The sequence below is a fragment of the Sphingomonas tagetis genome (genome assembly GCF_024211275.1).
GTDB lineage: Bacteria > Pseudomonadota > Alphaproteobacteria > Sphingomonadales > Sphingomonadaceae > Sphingomonas > Sphingomonas tagetis.
In genome coordinates this window covers 37,827-55,487 of record NZ_JAMLDX010000015.1, presented here as the reverse complement: position 1 = coordinate 55,487, position 17,661 = coordinate 37,827, and the positions used below count along the sequence as shown (strand labels likewise).

Annotated in this window: 18 protein-coding genes; 16 read left to right on the top strand and 2 right to left on the bottom strand. The window is 63.9% G+C overall.

The window, feature by feature from the left end:
* The first annotated feature begins 159 nt into the window (after positions 1 to 159).
* The 3 genes from M9978_RS17140 (at position 160) to M9978_RS17130 (ending at position 1,971) form a co-directional block, all read left to right on the top strand.
* On the top strand, positions 160 to 630 hold the full coding sequence (locus M9978_RS17140; protein ID WP_254295331.1) for a DUF736 domain-containing protein: 471 nt from the start codon (positions 160 to 162) through the stop codon (positions 628 to 630).
* Between the two features lie 69 nt (positions 631 to 699).
* Entirely contained in the window at positions 700 to 1,704 is a 1,005-nt protein-coding gene (locus tag M9978_RS17135) for a DUF2493 domain-containing protein (protein ID WP_254295330.1), read from the top strand.
* Positions 1,705 to 1,719: 15 nt separating this feature from the next.
* Entirely contained in the window at positions 1,720 to 1,971 is a 252-nt protein-coding gene (locus M9978_RS17130; RefSeq protein WP_254295329.1) for a DUF6117 family protein, read from the top strand.
* Here the strand turns inward: M9978_RS17130 and M9978_RS17125 are convergent, their stop codons facing one another.
* Positions 1,972 to 2,448 (bottom strand): SRPBCC domain-containing protein, encoded by a 477-nt coding sequence (locus M9978_RS17125; RefSeq protein ID WP_254295316.1) that lies wholly within the window; start codon positions 2,446 to 2,448, stop codon positions 1,972 to 1,974.
* Between the two features lie 451 nt (positions 2,449 to 2,899).
* Here M9978_RS17125 and M9978_RS17120 point away from each other — a divergent pair, with 451 nt between their 5' ends.
* From M9978_RS17120 to M9978_RS17100, 5 genes are all read left to right on the top strand, one after another.
* Positions 2,900 to 3,877, top strand: coding sequence for a DUF2493 domain-containing protein (locus tag M9978_RS17120; protein ID WP_254295314.1), 978 nt, complete (start codon positions 2,900 to 2,902; stop codon positions 3,875 to 3,877).
* Between the two features lie 794 nt (positions 3,878 to 4,671).
* Entirely contained in the window at positions 4,672 to 4,968 is a 297-nt protein-coding gene (locus M9978_RS17115) for a CopG family transcriptional regulator (RefSeq protein WP_254295312.1), read from the top strand.
* Complete coding sequence (locus M9978_RS17110) at positions 4,965 to 6,941, top strand: type IV secretion system DNA-binding domain-containing protein (RefSeq protein WP_254295310.1); 1,977 nt, start codon at positions 4,965 to 4,967, stop codon at positions 6,939 to 6,941. The genes M9978_RS17115 and M9978_RS17110 overlap by 4 nt, the downstream gene beginning before the upstream one ends.
* Positions 6,942 to 6,969: 28 nt before the next feature.
* On the top strand, positions 6,970 to 7,212 hold the full coding sequence (locus M9978_RS17105; protein WP_367305114.1) for a helix-turn-helix domain-containing protein: 243 nt from the start codon (positions 6,970 to 6,972) through the stop codon (positions 7,210 to 7,212).
* 722 nt (positions 7,213 to 7,934) lie between these two features.
* Complete coding sequence (locus tag M9978_RS17100; protein ID WP_254295308.1) at positions 7,935 to 9,206, top strand: MFS transporter; 1,272 nt, start codon at positions 7,935 to 7,937, stop codon at positions 9,204 to 9,206.
* Positions 9,207 to 9,217: 11 nt separating this feature from the next.
* Here the strand turns inward: M9978_RS17100 and M9978_RS17095 are convergent, their stop codons facing one another.
* Positions 9,218 to 9,724 carry an Lrp/AsnC family transcriptional regulator gene (locus tag M9978_RS17095; protein WP_254295306.1) on the bottom strand — a complete coding sequence of 169 codons (507 nt, stop codon included), beginning with the start codon at positions 9,722 to 9,724 and terminating at the stop codon, positions 9,218 to 9,220.
* Between the two features lie 94 nt (positions 9,725 to 9,818).
* Here M9978_RS17095 and M9978_RS17090 point away from each other — a divergent pair, with 94 nt between their 5' ends.
* The 8 genes from M9978_RS17090 (at position 9,819) to M9978_RS17055 (ending at position 17,639) form a co-directional block, all read left to right on the top strand.
* On the top strand, positions 9,819 to 10,868 hold the full coding sequence (locus tag M9978_RS17090) for a Glu/Leu/Phe/Val dehydrogenase dimerization domain-containing protein (RefSeq protein WP_254295304.1): 1,050 nt from the start codon (positions 9,819 to 9,821) through the stop codon (positions 10,866 to 10,868).
* Complete coding sequence (locus tag M9978_RS17085) at positions 10,865 to 12,103, top strand: thiamine pyrophosphate-dependent enzyme (protein WP_254295302.1); 1,239 nt, start codon at positions 10,865 to 10,867, stop codon at positions 12,101 to 12,103. The genes M9978_RS17090 and M9978_RS17085 overlap by 4 nt, the downstream gene beginning before the upstream one ends.
* A 13-nt stretch (positions 12,104 to 12,116) precedes the next feature.
* Positions 12,117 to 13,121 (top strand): alpha-ketoacid dehydrogenase subunit beta, encoded by a 1,005-nt coding sequence (locus tag M9978_RS17080; protein WP_254295432.1) that lies wholly within the window; start codon positions 12,117 to 12,119, stop codon positions 13,119 to 13,121.
* Position 13,122: 1 nt separating this feature from the next.
* Positions 13,123 to 14,433, top strand: coding sequence for a dihydrolipoamide acetyltransferase family protein (locus tag M9978_RS17075; protein WP_254295300.1), 1,311 nt, complete (start codon positions 13,123 to 13,125; stop codon positions 14,431 to 14,433).
* A 118-nt stretch (positions 14,434 to 14,551) separates the two neighbouring features.
* Positions 14,552 to 15,400, top strand: a complete 849-nt coding sequence (locus M9978_RS17070) for a dioxygenase family protein (RefSeq protein ID WP_254295298.1) — start codon at positions 14,552 to 14,554, stop codon at positions 15,398 to 15,400.
* Between the two features lie 27 nt (positions 15,401 to 15,427).
* Entirely contained in the window at positions 15,428 to 16,213 is a 786-nt protein-coding gene (locus M9978_RS17065; RefSeq protein ID WP_254295296.1) for a fumarylacetoacetate hydrolase family protein, read from the top strand.
* Complete coding sequence (locus tag M9978_RS17060; protein WP_254295293.1) at positions 16,210 to 16,983, top strand: aldolase/citrate lyase family protein; 774 nt, start codon at positions 16,210 to 16,212, stop codon at positions 16,981 to 16,983. Before M9978_RS17065 ends, M9978_RS17060 begins: the two co-directional genes overlap by 4 nt.
* 11 nt (positions 16,984 to 16,994) lie before the next feature.
* On the top strand, positions 16,995 to 17,639 hold the full coding sequence (locus tag M9978_RS17055; RefSeq protein WP_254295291.1) for a transporter substrate-binding domain-containing protein: 645 nt from the start codon (positions 16,995 to 16,997) through the stop codon (positions 17,637 to 17,639).
* Positions 17,640 to 17,661: the final 22 nt, after the last annotated feature.

Here is a 17,661-nt window from a genome sequence, read left to right as displayed (position 1 = left end):
CCCGGCTTCCGCCCGGCGACACCCTGATTTGTGTGGTTGATGGCGCGCGTCCCAGCGGTCGGCAGAGGTGCGGCGCGGACGGCGCAGCAGAGGAGAGAGGGATCTTTGCTTGTGTCGCTTCGGATTGGCTGAGGCGGCGACAAGTCGAAGGAAAATGTCATGAATATCGGTGAGTTCAAGCAGAGCAATGGCCGTCTGATGGGTTCGATCGCCACCCGCACGATCGATCTGCCGCGGCTGGGGCTGCGTCCGGTCGAGAGCAGCAACGACCGCGCGCCGGTCTTCGAGATCGTCGCGCTCAATGTCGGCAATCGCTGGGTGCAGGTCGGCGCGCTGTGGGAGGCCGTCGCCAAGCATACCACCGGCGAGGTCTTCTACCAGGGCACGATCGACGATCCGAGCCTGGCCGAGCCGCTGCCGGTCGCGTTGTTCGGCAACAACGAGGAGGGCTATCGCGTCGCCTGGCGCCGTCCGCAGCGTCGCGATGACTTCGGCACGTCGGTGCGGACTGGCCGAGGCGATGATGCACCGTCCGGTCAGGGCGGGTTCGGCGAGAGCACGGCCGGGTTGGACGGCTCGTTCGCCGGTGCGGGTGCCGGCTCGGATCTCGATGACGTCGTGCCCTACTGAGGCACGCTTTGGGCCGGGGGCGCTTCGCGCTCCCGGCCATTTTTTTGTCCCTTTCCGAGGAGCATCGTCATGTCCCGTCCTTCAAGTGTCGGCGGCTTCGCCGACCTCAAGCAGCTTTACGCCGAAGCCACCGCGACCCCCGAATTCCGGGCCGCCTTTGGAGACCCGCTGCCGCTCTCGATCGTCGAACCGGGCGAGGCGCCCGCCGAGCATGAGATGCCCGAGCCCCTCGCCGTGCAGGCGGATTGCGCGGGCATCGTCGCCACCATCTTCGACCTGTTCAGCGGCACACGGCTCGAGCCGCTGGCGGCCGAAATCGCCTGGGGGTTCGTGAACTCCTTTCACTTCGTGGCGGGGAAGCTCGAGCGACGCGAGGACGGCATCGCGCAGGAGCTTGGCGGGATGGCGCGCGCGCCGGATCTGAGCGAGATCTATACGGTCGAGCTCGAGGAGAAGCAGCTGCTCTGCCAGTCGCTCGCCGAGCAGCGCGAGGCGATCGAGTGCATGCGCGATTATGCCGCCGAAATGTACCGTGCCTGTTCGGGCTGGCCCTGGTCCCCGGCGCGCGGCACGCGGGCATCGACCGCCTCGTCGGCGAGCCAGATCGCGGCGCAGGATTTTCTGCGCGCGCGGGCGCTCGAGCAGCGCGACCGGCATCTCCCGCAGGGGCCGATCGTGGTGTTCTCCGGTCCTGCGCAATGGCACGACTGGGAAGCGCTCTGGGCGCGGCTCGACCAGATCATGGCGCGGGTGCCGCACATGACCCTGGTCACCACCGGGCAGCGCAAGGGCGCCGATGCGATTGCCGCCGCCTGGGCGGCGCGGCCGGGCGTCAACGTGCCGGTGGTCGCCTATGGGCTTTATGGCTCGGGCCGGAAGGTGGCGTTCACGCGCAACCGCAAGCTGGTCGAGCTCAAGCCGGTCGAGGCGGTGTTGTGCGAGGGGTCGGGGTTGCAGGCCAATCTCTACCAGCTGCTGCGCGATGCCGGGGTGCCGATCCACGCCTTCAAGAAGGCGGACCAGGCCGAGTCGGCACCGGCGCTGCCGCGGGCGCGTGCCCGCGTCGCGGCCTGAGCGGGGGAGGGCGAGATGGCGATCCCCGAAGCCTATATCGCGAACTTCCGCACGATGATGCGCGCCGCCGAGGCGGGTGCGCTGGCGCTGATGGAGTGCGCCGACACGGTCACTGGCGAGCCGCGCTATGTGCTGTGCGCGGTGTCGTTGCAGGGTAACGACTATGTGATGACCCCGTTCGGTCATCTCCATGACGGCAACCCCTATGAGGCCTATGTGCCGCCCGGCGGGTCGCGGCTCGAAGCGCCGGCACCGCCGCCGGGGTGATTATTCGGTGAGGAGCGCGAGCTTGCGCAACGAGGCGGCGATGCCGGACTCGTGTTCGTCCTTGCCGATGCCGGACGGGACCTGCTCGGCGGTCATCGTGACTCGGGAGCCATCGGCCACCGGCGCGAAGCTGGTGGTGAGGCGCATCTCCCCGGCAAAGGCGGGATCGTCGCTCTCGAACCGTACCAGCTCGACCACGCGCTCCTCGGCGGCGAGCTCGGCGAAGCTGACCTCGACAGTATCGCTGTTGGCGGTCGTCTTGCCGGGCTGATCCGTGGCGTCGGCATAGGTCAGGGTCATGCGATAGCCGCCGCCGACTCGCGGATCGAACGCCTGCATTCGCGCGGACATGCCGTCGGGCGCGCGCCACGAGACCATCATCTCGGGATCGACGAACGCCCGGAACAGGGTCCGCGGCGAGGCAAGAATGACGCGCGAGGCGCTATGCACCCGCGCCTCGGCCAGTTCGATGGTCACGCAAAGACACCCCTGTCTTCAGGGCCGTCTACCCCCGACCCCGAATGCTTTTTGGAAGATGCGGGGGCCGCGACAATCGATTCCTGCGCGGTTCGTCGCAACGGGTCTCTCGCGCGAGCGAGAGGCCTGTTTTCATGGGTGGGGAAGGGGACGCTCGAGGGCGTGGCGGAAATGGCTGGCGGGGGCATCGAGCCCCCGCCAGGCCAGCCAGTCTTCTTCTCTCAAGTCGTCTTAGGGTGGCACGGGGGCGCGGCGGCCTCAAGGACGGCGGGGCCCCACCATTTTCCCTGGCGGAGCGGACGGTGGGGATCCTCGCGGGCGTGGTGGCCGCCAGAGAAAATCGTGACCCCCACCGCCGCTGCGCGGTCGCGGCCCTGCGGTCCGCGATCCTTGACCCCGCCGCTCGGAGCCCGTGCCGGGGAAGGGACCTCTTCAGAAAAAGGAGGTTCCAATGACCAACATCACTCGTTCCATCCGCAGCTTCAGCGAGATCGCCGGACTCATCGCCGAGGAGACGGCGAGCCCGAACGATGCTTTTGCCGGGGCGTTCACCGAGACCATTGACGGGTTCCGAATCGATGCCGGGGCGGACGTAACCGATGCTGCGATGCCGGACCCACTGGAGGTGCAGCTCGCCACCGAGATGGTGGTACGAACGCTGTTCGACGTGTTGCGCGACACGCGGCTCGAGACCCTCTCCGACCGGTTCGCCTGGGGCATCGTGCAGGGGTTCCATCGGGTCGCGGGGCAGCTCGAGACCGAGGCCGATCGGGCGGCGCTTCGGGTCAAGGACCTGATCCGCGATGCCGATGGCAGCGAGGTGATGACCGCCGAACTGGAGGAGGCGCAGCTCGCCTGTCAGTCGCTCGACGAGGCGCATGAGGCAGCGGCTTGCATCCGCGATCATGCCGCCGCGACTTACCATAGCGAGACCGGACGGCCCTGGTCCGCGCCACGGGGGTCGCTGGTGTCGAGCAAGCGCACCGCCTCGGTGGTCGCGGCGTCGGATTTTCTGGCCGCGCGCCGCCAGCGGCGGATCGACGCGCATGCGCCGCAAGGGCCGGTCGTGATCTTCTCGGGCGGGCAAGCCTGGGAGGATCATCGCCAGCTGACCGACGCGCTCGACGCGATCCGCCAGCGTGTTCCGACGATGGTGCTGGCAACCACCGCACAGTCCAAGGGGTGCGATGCCATTGCAGCCTCATGGGCAGCGCGGACAGGCACGCCGCTCATTGCGTTCACGCTCAATCACAAGCTCGGACAGCGCGCCGGGTTTGCCCGCAACGAGCAGCTTCTCGCGCTGCGGCCGGTCGAGGCGGTGGTCTGCGAAGGGTCGGGACTGCAATCGCATCTCGCGCGGCTGGTGCGGGCGGAAGGGGTACCGGCGCACTTCTTCACGCTCGGTGGCCAGCGGCGCGCGGTGGCGTGAGGATATGGGAACCGGTCCGGATTGTCCGGGCCGGTCCCCTTTTTTTGGGGGTGGAGGTCGCCCCGCTCAGGAACCCCTGCGGGGTCCGTCGCGGGGCGATGCTGCATCCCCCGTCAGAGGGATGCAGGCCTCCTGCGCGCGGCTCCGCCGTGCTCGTCGCAGGGCCGCCCCTTCGGGGCGAGTTCGATGTTAAACGGGGGCTGCGGACAGGACCTTGAGCGCGGCGATCGAGGCGGTGCCGTCTGCCCGCTAGCGCGAATTTTGCATGGCTTCGGAGTTGCCGCAATGTCGATGAAGCGGAGGCCGGCTGGCGCCGGCATCAGAAGAAGATGCCCCCTGCGGGGGCGCCCCGCCCTTGCCAGGTCGAGGCGGCGCAGCGCGCGAGAGCGCTGCGAAGGCAGGACGCACGCCGCAGGGGCGTTTGTAATGCACCGTACGCACGCGTGCTGCGGATAAAATCCGCATTCAGTTCAACGGGTTATACGCGATGACGGCGTCATCGAACGCGCCGTGAATTTCGATGACGGTGTCACCGCGGCAGGGTAATGGCCAATGGTATATCACTGATATTGCTGAATATTTCCGGCGATGACGGCGTCACCGCTTGCGTCATCGGGCGTCATCAGGCGGCTGTGACAGACATTTTGCCGTTCGTCCCGGGCGGGCTCGATCCGCAAGCCGTAGGCGCAATCCCGGTCGCTCCGGCATCTCAATGCCCCGACCCATGCGCAGCCCACACTCAGCGGTTACAGCGGTTCGCGCCTTGGCGGGCGGACAGGAACAGGAGTCTTGTCATGCCCACGGTCTCGGTCCGCATGGACGAAGCGCTTTACCGCCAGCTCAAGCTATGCGCCTACAGCGCTGATCTGAGCTTCTCAAAATTTCTGCGGCCCGCGATCGAGCGCGCCGTGTCGCCCGATGGCAAGGCGACCATCACCGTCATGGACGAGCTGCTGGGCATCCAGATCCATACCTTCGCGCTGCTCTCCACACTGGCGCGTGAACAGTCGCCGGACATCTGCGGCAAGGGTCTCGAGGAAGCGCGCAAGCTCCTCGCCGAGCGCGGCCTGCTCGAGGAGCCGGCCCGATGAGCATCTTCCGCAACAACACGGTCGGCTCCTGGACGCGGGGCGGTCAGGCGATCGTCCACAACATCCGCATGACCACGCAGGTGTTCTTCCAGACCCTGCTGGCCAGCGGGGTGATCTGGGCCGGCTGCACCCTGTGGTACGCCTATGAGCAGCTTAGCGAATACCAGCGCTACGTGCTGGCCAAGGTCGCCGAAGCCTACCTTAAATCGGGGGTGCCGGGCACGAGTGCGCCGCTCCTGTTCGAGACGCCCTGGGGCATGAAGTACTGGACCAGCGCAAAGGCGATGCTGGGCTCGGGTGTCGCGGAAAATGCGCTCAAGGCGGCCGAGCAGCATCTCGTGCGCGGGGCGATCCTGTCGGGGCTGTTCGCGTTCCTCGTGATGGTGGGCGCGTGGTTCTACTTCACCCGCACCGGCAAGGGGCTCGGCTCCAACCAGTATCTGCGCGGGGCGAGGTTCGGCACCGCGCGCGGGCTGCGCTGGCAGCTTCGATGGAAGAAACGCGGCAGCTTCAGGATTGGCGGCGTGCCGATGCCGGCGGCGTTCGAGCCCGAGCATATCCTCGTCAGCGGCGCGCCCGGCACCGGCAAGACCAACCTCATCAACATCATGCTCGACGGTATCCGCCAACAGGGCAGGCGGGCGATCGTCTATGACACCGCCGGCTCATTCGTGGAGCGGTTCTATCGCCCCGGCCGGGACGTGCTGCTCAACCCGCTCGACGAGCGTTCGGCGCTCTGGACGCCGTGGGCCGATGTCCCCGAAGAATATCACTACGATCAGATCGCGGAGTCGGTCGTGCCGGATACCGGCAAGGACCCGTTCTGGGCCAAGGCGGCGCGCGGCACGCTGGTCGCGGTAATGCGCACGCTGGTCCATAAGGACCGCATGCGGGTGTCGGTGCTGATGGACATCCTCACCCGCTCGGGGCTCAAGGGGCTGTCGGCGTTCGTGCAGAACACCGAGGGCGCGGCGTTCATCTCGCAGGAGGGCGAGCGTACCTCGGCGGGCATCCAGGCCGAGCTCGCCTCAGTCCTGCGCGGGTTCCGCTATCTCGACGACAGCGATCGCGGCCTGTCGATCCGCGACTGGGTCACCAACGAAGATGACGACAGCTGGCTGTTCATCACGGTCAAGGCCGACCAGCTGCCGACGCTCCGCCCGCTGATCACCATGTGGCTCGATATCGCGATCAGCGCGATCATGAGCATGGCGCCTCACCAGTGTCGCCGGCTCTACTGCGTGATCGACGAACTCCCCTCGCTCCAGCGGCTCCCCTCACTCGGCGACTTCCTCGCGCGTGCCCGCAAATATGGCGGGTGCGGCATCCTCGGGTTCCAGTCCTATCCGCAGCTTGAGGCAACCTACGGTGTCCAGGAAGCCGCCGCGATCACCGGCTATTGTTCGACCTGGGTGGCGCTGCGCGCCAACGACACGCCGACTGCGCGCCACGTCTCCGAGAACCTGGGGCAGGTCGAGCAGGTGGAGGCCAATGAAGGCATGTCATATGGGGTTAGCGACATGCGTGATGGGGTCAACCTCTCGCGCCAGCAGGTCACCCGGCCGCTGGTCATGCCGACCGAGATCGTCAACCTGCCCAACCTCACCGGCTACCTGCGGTTCGGGCGCGATCTGCCGGTGATCCGGTTCCGCTGCAAGTATCGCAACGCGCCCGTTCGGGAGCCTGCGTTCATCAAGCGGACAACGCTGCCGAAGCGAATTCAGGATGAACCGAAAACCGAAAAACCGGTGGCAACCGCCGACCTGGTTGAAGTTCCACAGTCCGTGTTGCCGTTGCCGGAGCCTCAGAACGATCGCGCGCCCGAAGCGCGCGACGAGGCAGGTCAGAGCCCCGATAACCACGACGCGCCCCAGCCGGACTCGGCTTTCGTCAGTCCGCGGAGCCAGGAGCGGAAAACCGTTCAACGGCAGAGCCGTCCAAACGAGCTGTGGCAACCTGCCAACCCTGCCTGACATCACCCCAAGCGAAAGGAAGAAGCCCATGGACCGGAAGGCACTGAGCCGGCAGATGCGGCTCGACGAGCAAAGGTCGAAAGCCGCGCAAGATGAGGTGATCTTGCCCATCACCGTGCGCATCCCGGCCGCGATCCGGATGACCGGGATAGGGCGATCCAAGCTCTACCAGCTGATCGCGCGAGGCGAGATAGATATGGCGAAGATCGGTACGGCGACGCTCATTACTGTGGAAAGTCTGCAACGATTGGTGGAGCGGAACAGGCGATGATACACCTTCGCTGAGTAGAAATCACCGAGACCTGCTGACGGTGTCTTGCGGACGCTGTGTTGACATCGCAGGGTTCGCAAGTTCAATCCCTGCCACGCCCACCATTATAAAGCCCGCAAGCAACCTACCCTCAAGCGCTAGCTTCAATGTGTCACTCAAGCCGCTACGGCACGAAAAAACGCACTTACGTGGGGCCAACTAGCGATACAGCCAATGTGCTCGATTCTCTTTCATGGCTTCGATCTGGAGCGGCAGATAGCGCGGCTTTCGGCATACCTGGGCGACATTCACCCCTGAGGCGTTACTTATCCGAGTAAGCATTGGGTGGTGTTTACGCAGCATGAGACCCGCACGTGATGGAACTCGCGCGTCGAGTTCAGCGTCGAGCTCGCCGGCCGTCAGGCCGGCGTCCTCAAGCACCGTGCGCGTTATCGTAGAGAGGCGCCTTCTCATGATCTATTGGCGACCATGCCAGATGTGCTCTTGAAAGTCACCCGGTGGTGACCCCTACGGGAGGTGTCGGTGCTAAGACATCGCGCGCCGTCGAGACATGTCAAAAAAGATCGCCGCGCACCTGCCGCCGCTGCTCAATTTGCTTCCGAGGAAGATTTCGTTTTGCGAACGAGTGCACCTGTGGTTGAAATGTGACTGTCCCCGGTTGGCACCTAGATCGAGCGCCACTTGCCGTCCAGAACATGATCGTTCGTGCATAGAGAGTGAAAATGAACACCATTAGCGGCCCGACGCCATCGCCCGACTCAAATCCTGCCTCGGAATGGCGTCATCATGGTACGCTGCCCTTCGCGGCCGCCTTTGGCTGTTCAATCTCAGTGCTGCAAATGTACGCAATGGGTCCGTTCATCGAGCCGTTGCAACAGGAGTTCGGCTGGTCCCGCACAGAGATCACGACGGGAGCGGCACTGTCCGGTCTTGTCGGGGCGGCGATGAGCGTTCCGGTCGGCATGCTGGTCGATCGCGTCGGTGTTCGTAAGGTCGGGCTGGCGGGCGTGGTCTTGTCCCCCCTGGCTTTTGGACTGTTGAGTACCGCGAGCGGGACGATGACGAACTGGCTGTTGCTATGGTCCGTCATTGCCCTCGCGGCGTTGCTGAGCCAGCCGACAGTCTGGACCAAGGCTGTTGCATCACGGTTCGAGCGATCGCGCGGGCTTGCCCTGGCGGTGACGCTATCCGGTACATCGGTTGGGGCGACGGTTTATCCATTGCTGGGGAGCTGGTTGATCGAATCATATGGGTGGCGAACTGCATTCTGGGGCCTCGCTGCGATTTGGGTGGCAATCGTGCTGGCGGTCGTCCTGCCGTGGTTTCGCTCTGCGCCGCATGCCCGCAGCGAAGAAGCAACGGACAGCCTCATGGTTGTCGAGGGATTTAGCGTAGCGGAGGGACTGCGTTCCTTGTCTTTCTACAAGCTGGTCGGGGCAAGCGGCTTGTTCATGTTCGGACTGATGGGGCTGATGGTCCATTTCGTGCCGATCTTGTCGGAGCGAGGTGTCGACCGGATGAGCGCAGCCTCGACCGCATCGCTTGTCGGTATTTTTTCGATCGTGGGCCGTCTTGCGACCGGCCTGCTACTCGATCGCTTTCCGGGGCGCGTCGTCGGTTCCTGCATCTTCACGATGCCGATCATCGCCAGCCTGCTGCTGCTCTCCGGGGGGGCAGGGGGAACGGTCAATAACGTTGTCGCCGCCATATTTCTCGGTTTGACGGTAGGCGCCGAAGTCGATGTCATCGCCTTCCTTTGCGCCAGATATATGGGGCTCAAAAGTTTCGGCGTTTTATTCGGCGCGATGGTCGGCGCGCTATCGCTGGGGGCTGCGCTGGGGCCACTGATTGCCGGTGCGTTTTACGACCAGTTCGGCAGCTATGCGCTATTCCTGATCGTTACGATGGCCATTTCTGCCGCGACGGGTATCGCGATTGCCACACTGGGCGAGCCGCGCTTTGGTCGATCAGCGCCGCAACCTCCAGCCCGTTGAAGCGGCACATTTCAATCGTCGGCAAGGTTCGCAAGCGGCAAGGCGGTCGTCGATTTTATCTCCGAAAGCGCAACCATCGAGTTGACGTCTTGGATCCCTGCAACCTTTGACAGCTTTTCGAAGAAAAAACGTTCGTAAGCCTCGATATCCTGCGTCACGATCCGCAGCATGAAATCAGCTGATCCCATCAGTACATAGCAATCCAGCACCTCGGGGAATGCCTTGATGGCATCGGCGAACTCGTTCAGGTTCGACCGACCAACCGCTGTCAATTTGATCTGTGCGAACACCTGTGTGTTCAGGCCGAGCTTTCGCCGGTCCAGCAAGCTGACTTGCTCCCTAATATAGCCGTCTCGCTTCAGGCGTTGGACGCGCCGCCAGCATGGTGCCTCGGACAATCCGACAAGCTCCGCCAATTCGGCGTTCGAACGTGTCGAATCTTGCTGAAGCAGCCCGAGCAGTTTGTGCTCGAAGCGGTCAAGCGTGGCGCTAGATTTATGCCGTTGTGGCTGCCTCACCGAAAGATCCTTTCCATTGCGCTGTACGACTGACCCAAAAAGGAAAAGTTTCCAAGGAAGATTATTGCTAGATATCCGGCGTAGGAGAGATGCAATGGTTCACCTTCGCACCGCCGGAGCCGCCGTCCCCGAACGGCTGCATGTCATCGACGATCAGGCAAGTGGCATGTTCGGCGTCATTGTCGTAGATTCGACCGTTCGCGGTCCTGCGGCTGGCGGCTTCCGCCTTCTCCCGTACGAAAGCGAGGCAGCCGCAGTACAGGCCGCGGTCAGATCGGCGCGCGGGGTGACCTACAAGCACGCGCTTCCAAATCTCCCCTTTGGAGGAGGGCAGGCGGTGCTTCGGGTACCAGACCGCGCGTTTGACCGCACCCCAGCCTTGCGCGTGCTGGCCGATGCCCTGGCCAATTTGAAAGGCGGATACATCATCACGCCGCATTTTGGCGACGACATTGTTGACATAGCCGCTTTGCGACGGCGGACAAGCTATATCGCCGACAACCGCTTCACGCTTCAAAGGAGTGGGGACGACGCATCTCGCTGGACGGCGCTCGGTGTGTTTCGGTCGATGGAAGCCGCAGCGAAGCAAGCGCTGAATGCGTCGCTTTCGGCGCTGCGAGTCGGCGTTCTGAGCGTCAGCGGGGTCGGCGCGGAACTCTGCCGCCTGCCCCATCATGCCGGTGTGCGCCTGGCGATCGCCGATCAGAACTCCGTGCACGTCAGGAGACTTGCCGAGGGAACGAACGCGACGATATTCTCACCAGAGGGGCTCGTTGGTGCGCAGCTGGACATCTTTGCACCCTGCGGAGGCGGCATCTTGAACGCGCCAAATATTTCACTCCTGCAAGCTCATCTCGTCTGCGGAGCAGCGGAAAACCAGCCGGCCAGCGATGAGGACGGACTGGCACTGTTTCGGCGCGGGATCGTCGTTGCGCCCGACTATCTCGTGAACATCGGCGGCATCCTTGGTGCGGCCGCGTCACATCTCGGTGAGACTTGTCGGCAGCTGCAGGATCGCATCGAACAGATTCCGGCTCGCTTGTTACAGGTGCTCGCGGCCGCCGACCGCAGCGGGGAACCACCGCATCGGGTGGCGGATCAGATGGCGGAAGCAGCGGTTTGCAATCGGAGACTTGTGGCATGATGCGCGCACTCCACAACGGTCTTTCCCTCCATGTGCCCGAGCCGTGGTGTCGGCCTGGCTCGAAGGCAAACTTCGATGCATTCGACATACCCGCGGCGGGTAGCGTCGCGCGACCGCCGATCGAAGTCGAACCCTTCGCCATTCGCGAACTTGCCTATTCGCTCGTAAGAGTGATCGATGAACAAGGTAATGCCACCGGCGACTGGGATCCTTGTCTCACTGCCGATGTCTTGAAGCGTGGTCTTCGGGCAATGGTGCTGACCCGGGTCTATGACAATCGCATGGTCCGTGCTCAGCGGCAGGGGAAGACCAGCTTCTACATGAAATCGACGGGCGAAGAGGCGGTCGCCGTCGCTGCTGCAATGGCGCTCGATCGTGCCGACATGTGTTTCCCGACCTATCGCCAGCAAGGGCTGCTGGTCGCCCGTGATTGGCCCTTGCTAGATATGATGAATCAAGTCTTCTCCAACAGTCAGGACCGGCTGAAGGGGCGGCAGATGCCCGTCTTCTATTCGAGCCGCGAAGCGGGCTTTTTTTCCATCTCCGGCAACCTGGGCACGCAGTATAGCCAGGCGGTCGGCTGGGCGATGGCAGCCGCGCTCGATCGCGATCCCCGAATTGCAGCGGCTTGGATCGGCGAGGGTGCGACGGCGGAGGGTGACTTCCATCACGCACTGACCTTCGCGAGTGTCTATCAGGCACCGGTAATTCTGAACATCGTAAACAACCAATGGGCTATTTCGAGCTTTTCCGGCATCGCCGGTGGCGAGCGCACGACGTTCGCGGCGCGCGGCGTCGGGTTCGGGCTCCCGTCCCTGAGGGTCGACGGCAACGATTTCCTGGCCGTCTATGCCGCCACGGACTGGGCGGCGAAGCGTGCTCGCGCCGGCCATGGCCCGGCGCTGATCGAGCTGTTCACCTACCGCGCCGAAGGCCATTCGACGTCCGACGATCCGGGCAAGTATCGTCCGGGCTCCGAAGCGGCGGCTTGGCCGCTGGGCGATCCGATCGAGCGGCTCAAGGCGCATCTGATACGCCGGGGCGATTGGGACGACACACGCCACGCCGAGATGCTGGCCGAAGCCGAGGCCCACGTGCGCGACGTCGGAAAGCAATCCGAACGGCTCGGCACGCTGAGAAGTGGCGCACGACCGGAAGTAAGCAGCATGTTCGAGGATGTGTTCAAGAACATGCCGCCGCATTTGCGCGCTCAGCGCGACGAGATGCTGAGGTGACCCCATGCCGCAGATGAACATGATCGAAGCGATCAATTCCGCACTCGACTGCGTGCTGGCAAGCGATAGGAACGTCCTCATCTTCGGCCAGGACGTGGGCTATTTCGGCGGCGTGTTCAGGGCGACCGATGGCTTGCAGCGCAAGCATGGCCGGGATCGGGTGTTCGACGCACCGATAACCGAAGCCGGCATCGTCGCGGCGGCCGTGGGCATGGGCGCATATGGCAAGCGGCCGGTCGTCGAGATTCAGTTCGCCGACTATATCTATCCCGCCACCGATCAGCTGATCTCGGAAGCTGCACGGATGCGCTATCGCACGGGGGGCGAGTGGTGGTCTCCGATCACCGTGCGCTCGCCCTATGGCGGCGGAATTTACGGTGGGCAAACGCACAGTCAGTCGCCCGAAGGCATTTTCACACATGTCGCCGGGTTGAAGACAGTCATCCCTTCGAATCCGCATGACGCGAAGGGGTTGCTGATCGCGGCGATCGAGGACGATGACCCGGTTCTCTTTTTTGAACCCAAGCGGCTGTATAACGGTCCGTTCGACGGTCATCACGACCGACCGGTACAGTCATGGGCGGGCCATCCGGCCAGTGCTGTTCCCGCTGAACATTATCGCATCGAGCTTGGGAAAGCGAAAATAGCTCGTCCCGGCGAGGCGCTCACGATGCTCGCTTATGGCACGATGGTGCATGTCGCGCTGGCAGCGGCACAGGAAGCCGGCGTGGACGTCGAGGTGATCGACCTGCGCACGCTCATCCCGCTCGACCTGCAAACGATCACGACATCGGTTGAAAAGACGGGGCGGTGTATCGTCGTCCATGAAGCGACGCGCACCTGTGGCTTTGGCGCAGAACTGGCGGCGCTGGTGCAGGAACATTGCTTCTATGCGCTGGAGGCGCCAGTCATGCGAGTCACGGGATGGGACACGCCGTACCCGCACGCGTTCGAGTGGGAGTATTTCCCTGGTCCGGCGCGCGTCGCTCGCGCCATCCGACAGATTATCGAGGTTTAGGATGCCACGTTTCACCTTTCGTCTGCCCGACATCGGCGAAGGCATCGCCGAGGCCGAGGTCGTCGCCTGGCACGTCAAGGTCGGCGATCGAGTCGAGGAAGACCAGCAGGTCGCCGACATGATGACCGACAAGGCGACGGTCGAAATGGAGTCGCCGGTGTCCGGCACGGTGGTCGAGCTGGCGGGCGAGGTCGGCGATCTGGTGCCGATCGGCTCGGCGCTGATGGTGGTGGAAACCGACGGCGAGGTGGCTGTGGAGCCCGAGCCCGAAGCGACGGTCGATGCCGCCGGGATGGCGGTTGAGCCGGTGCCGGTGAGCGAGGCGGTCGAGGAACAGATCGAGGCTGAAAATCCCGGCGTCGAGGAAGTGGTCGCGCCTTCGCCTGCCGTTCATTCCGCGCCCGTTGCAGAACAGCCGAGCGACGCACCGGCGACAATGGGGGAAACGGATCGCGCCGTCCTTGCCTCACCCGCGGTGCGGCAGCGCGCGAAGGACCTCGGCGTCGACCTGGCGCAGGTCAAGGCGGATGGCGACCGCGTGCGGCACGCCGACCTCGACGCGTTCCTGCGCTATGGCTCGGGCCAAGGCTATCACGCACCGCATGCCAGCCGCGCGCGCGAGGACGTGCCGGTTAAGGTGATTGGCATGCGCCGCCGCATCGCCGAGAATATGGCGGCGTCAAAGCGCGCGATCCCGCACTTCACCTATGTCGACGAGATCGACGTCACGGCATTGGAGGCGATGCGCGCGGACCTCAACGCCAATCGCGGCGCTCGGCCCAAGCTCACCATGCTGCCGTTCCTGATCGTCGCGATCTGCCGCACGCTGCCCGATTTCCCTTTGCTCAACGCGCACTATGACGACGAGGCCGGCGTGGTGACGCGGCACGGGCGTGTGCATATGGGCATGGCGACACAGACCGATGCCGGGCTGATGGTGCCGGTGCTGCGCGACGCGCAGGACAAGAATGTGTGGCAGCTGGCGAGCGAGATCACGCGCCTTGCCGACGCCGCGCGGACCGGCAAGGCGAAGAGCGAGCAGCTGTCGGGTTCGACCATCACCGTCACCTCGCTCGGGCCGCTGGGCGGCATCGCGACGACGCCAGTGATCAACAAGCCGGAAGTCGCGATCATCGGGCCGAACAAGATCGTCGAGCGTCCCGTGTTCCTGGGTGAGGACATCGTCCGCGCGAAGCTGATGAACCTGTCGATCAGTTGCGACCATCGCGTGGTCGATGGCTGGGACGCGGCAAGCTATGTCCAGGCGGTGAAGAAGCTGCTGGAGACCCCGGCATTGCTGTTCGCCGCATAGGTAGCGTGCCGGGATCAACACACGCAGGCAGCGGGTTGATTTATCTTCCACAGAAGATAAATGGAGCAGTATGATCAAGCTACAGCCAGTCAAGGGTCCCGACGACATCACCGGAAATGTGCTGCGCGTGATGCAGGCGACGCCGGACCCTCGCCTGCGGGAATTGATGGTTGCGCTGATCAAGCATCTTCACGGGTTCGTGCGAGAGGTGGGCCTCACCGAAGCGGAATTCCGAACGGCGACGGCATTGATCAACCGAATCGGCCAGCTTTCCAATGCACGGCATAACGAAGCGGTGCTGATGGCCGGGTCGCTGGGAGTGTCCGCGCTGGTCTGCCTTCTCAACAACGGGAATGCCGGCCAGACCGAGACGTCGCAATCGCTGCTGGGTCCGTTCTGGCGGATGCATTCGCCGGTGACTCCTAACGGTGGCAGCATCGTCCGCAGCGAAACACCCGGTGATCCCGTCTACGTCCGATTGCGGGTGGTGGACCCCGAAGGGCGGCCGGTCGCTGGCGCAGAGGTCGATGTGTGGCAGGCGGCCCCGACAGGTCTTTATGAAAATCAGGATGATGCACAGGCCGATCACAATCTACGCGGCAAGCTGACGACCGATGCGACGGGGATCGTCGATTTCTGGACCGTGCGTACGGTCGGCTATCCCATTCCGACCGGTGGCGTCGTGGGTGAATTGCTGGGCGCCCAGAAACGGCACCCGTTCCGCCCGGCTCATCTTCACGCATTGGTCGTCAAGCAGGGGTTCAAGGTTCTGATCAGCCAGATCTATGACCCGGCCGATCCGAACATCGACAGTGACGTGCAGTTCGCCGTCACCAGCGCGCTGACTGCCGAATATGTCCGGCACGAGGAACCGCGCGACGGCATCGACGGTCCTTGGCACTCGCTCGATTTCACGCTGACGATGGAACCCGGGGATGCCGTACTGCCCCGGGCGCCAATCGACTGATCCAACGGCAAGCGCAGGGGCTGAAACATGGCGACGGACGAACAGCATCGGCAGGCAGCCGAGGCGATCCTGGCGGCTGAACGAACGCGAATTGCGACGCCGCAGATCAGCAAGATGTTCCCCGACATGACGCTTGCCGATGCTTATCGAGTCCAAGACCTGTGGGCCGATGCGCGCATCGCTGCGGGTGCCACGGTGGTCGGTCACAAGATCGGGCTGACCAGCCGCGCCATGCAGATTGCTTCCAAGATGACCGAGCCAGACTATGGCCGGATCCTGGACGACGCTCTTTATAATGACGGCGCGAAGGTCAGCGCGGCTCGCTTTCTGAAGCCGCGACTGGAGGTCGAACTGGCCTTTGTCCTGGCTGAAGACCTGGGCGGACCGGGCAAGCGCATCTATGATGTGATGCGAGCGACCGAGGTGGTCGTGCCCGCGCTCGAGATTATCGACTATCGTACCGAGGTACCCCGCTCGATCGTCGACACGATCGCCGACAATGCGGCATTCGGCGCGATCGTGGTCGGCGGTCGACCGGTGCGACCCTACGATATCGATGTGCGATGGGTCGGCGCAACCTTGTCAAAGAACGGCGTCATTGAGGAATCCGGGGTCTCGGCCGCGATCATGGGGCATCCGGCGGCTGGTGTCGCCTGGCTGGTGAACAAGCTCCACGAGGTGGGCGATTGCTTGAGAAAGGGCGAAATCGTCCTTGGCGGGTCATTCACGCGACCGATCGATGTTGCGGCGGGTGACGTGGTTCATGCCGACTATGGTCCATTGGGCAGCCTTTCGCTCGAGATCGTCGCATGAAGATTCCGCATAACGCCTTTCGCCATGCCTTGATTGACGGTGTCGCCCAGATTGGCCTGTGGTGCACGCTGTCGAGCGCGTTCACAGCAGAGGTAGTCGCGGACGCTGGTTTCGACTGGCTGTTGCTGGATACGGAACACTCACCGGGCGACGTACTGACCGTGCTTGGGCAACTGCAGGCGCTGGGCGGCCACGGCTCGTCGCCCGTTGTCCGGCCGGCGGTCAATGATCCGGTGCTGATCAAGCGATATTTGGATATCGGCGTCCAAAGCCTGCTGATCCCCTATGTCGAGACCGCGGAACAGGCGCAGGCCGCGGTTGCCGCAACCCGCTATCCGCCTGCAGGCATTCGGGGCGTGTCTGCGCTGACCCGCGCAACTGCGTTCGGTCGAGTCACCGATTATCCTGATCATGTCGAGCGGGAGCTGTGCCTGCTTGTGCAGATCGAAAGCAGGCCCGCTCTGGACGCCATAGAGGAGATCGCATCGGTCGAGGGCGTCGACGGCGTCTTCATCGGGCCGGGGGACCTGGCCGCAAGCCTGGGGCATATCGGAAAGCTCAATCACCCGGATGTCATGCATGCGGTCGAATCCGCGATTGAACGGATCGTCGAGATCGGAAAACCAGCCGGTATTCTCACTGGCGACCCGGCCTTTGCCGACCGTTGTTTGGCGCTGGGTGCCACATTTGTTGCCGTCGGGATCGACGCGGGTATTCTTGCGCGCGGGGCGGACGCTCTTGCAAGGCGGTTCGGACGCGAACCTTTGTGAAAACGACGGACGTGAACTGCCGCTTTGCCGTGAACCTGAGCAACGCTGCGCTGGTTGCGATGGACGATCATGGGCGTATGACTGGAATGGCGCCCGAGGTTGCAGACCGCGTCGCCAGCGCGATCGGCAAGCGTGCCATACTACTGCCATTTGCGACCGCCGCGGATATCCTGAACGCCGGTGAAGGGACATGGGATGTCGCCTTTCTTGCGATCGATCCCGCTCGACGCGAAACGGTCGCTTTTACGCAGCCTTATCTCACGCTCGCGGTCGGCGGGCTTGCGCGCAGCCAATCGCAGTTGGATCGTATCGACCAGGTCGATCGTCCCGGGATGCGAATAGGCTGCGCGAAAGGCGCGTATCTCACATCGGTACGCCAGTCGCTTCGGCATGCCGCATTTGTCGAATTCGGATCCGCCGGGGAGACGCTTGAAGCCCTCTTGCGCGGCGAGATCGATGTAGCCGTTGGATTGACGGCTGCGCTGCACAAGGTCGCGTCGGGCAGCGACCTGCGTGTTCTGGACGGCACCTTCGCACATGTCGAACACGCGCTGGCGGTGCGGCGCGACCATATCGAATCGATCGCTGCGCTCGAACACGCGCTGCGCACGAATTCGGGTGCGCTTCCGCGATGCGCCACAGCCGGCACGGGTTGACAATCAGCGCGCGACACATAAT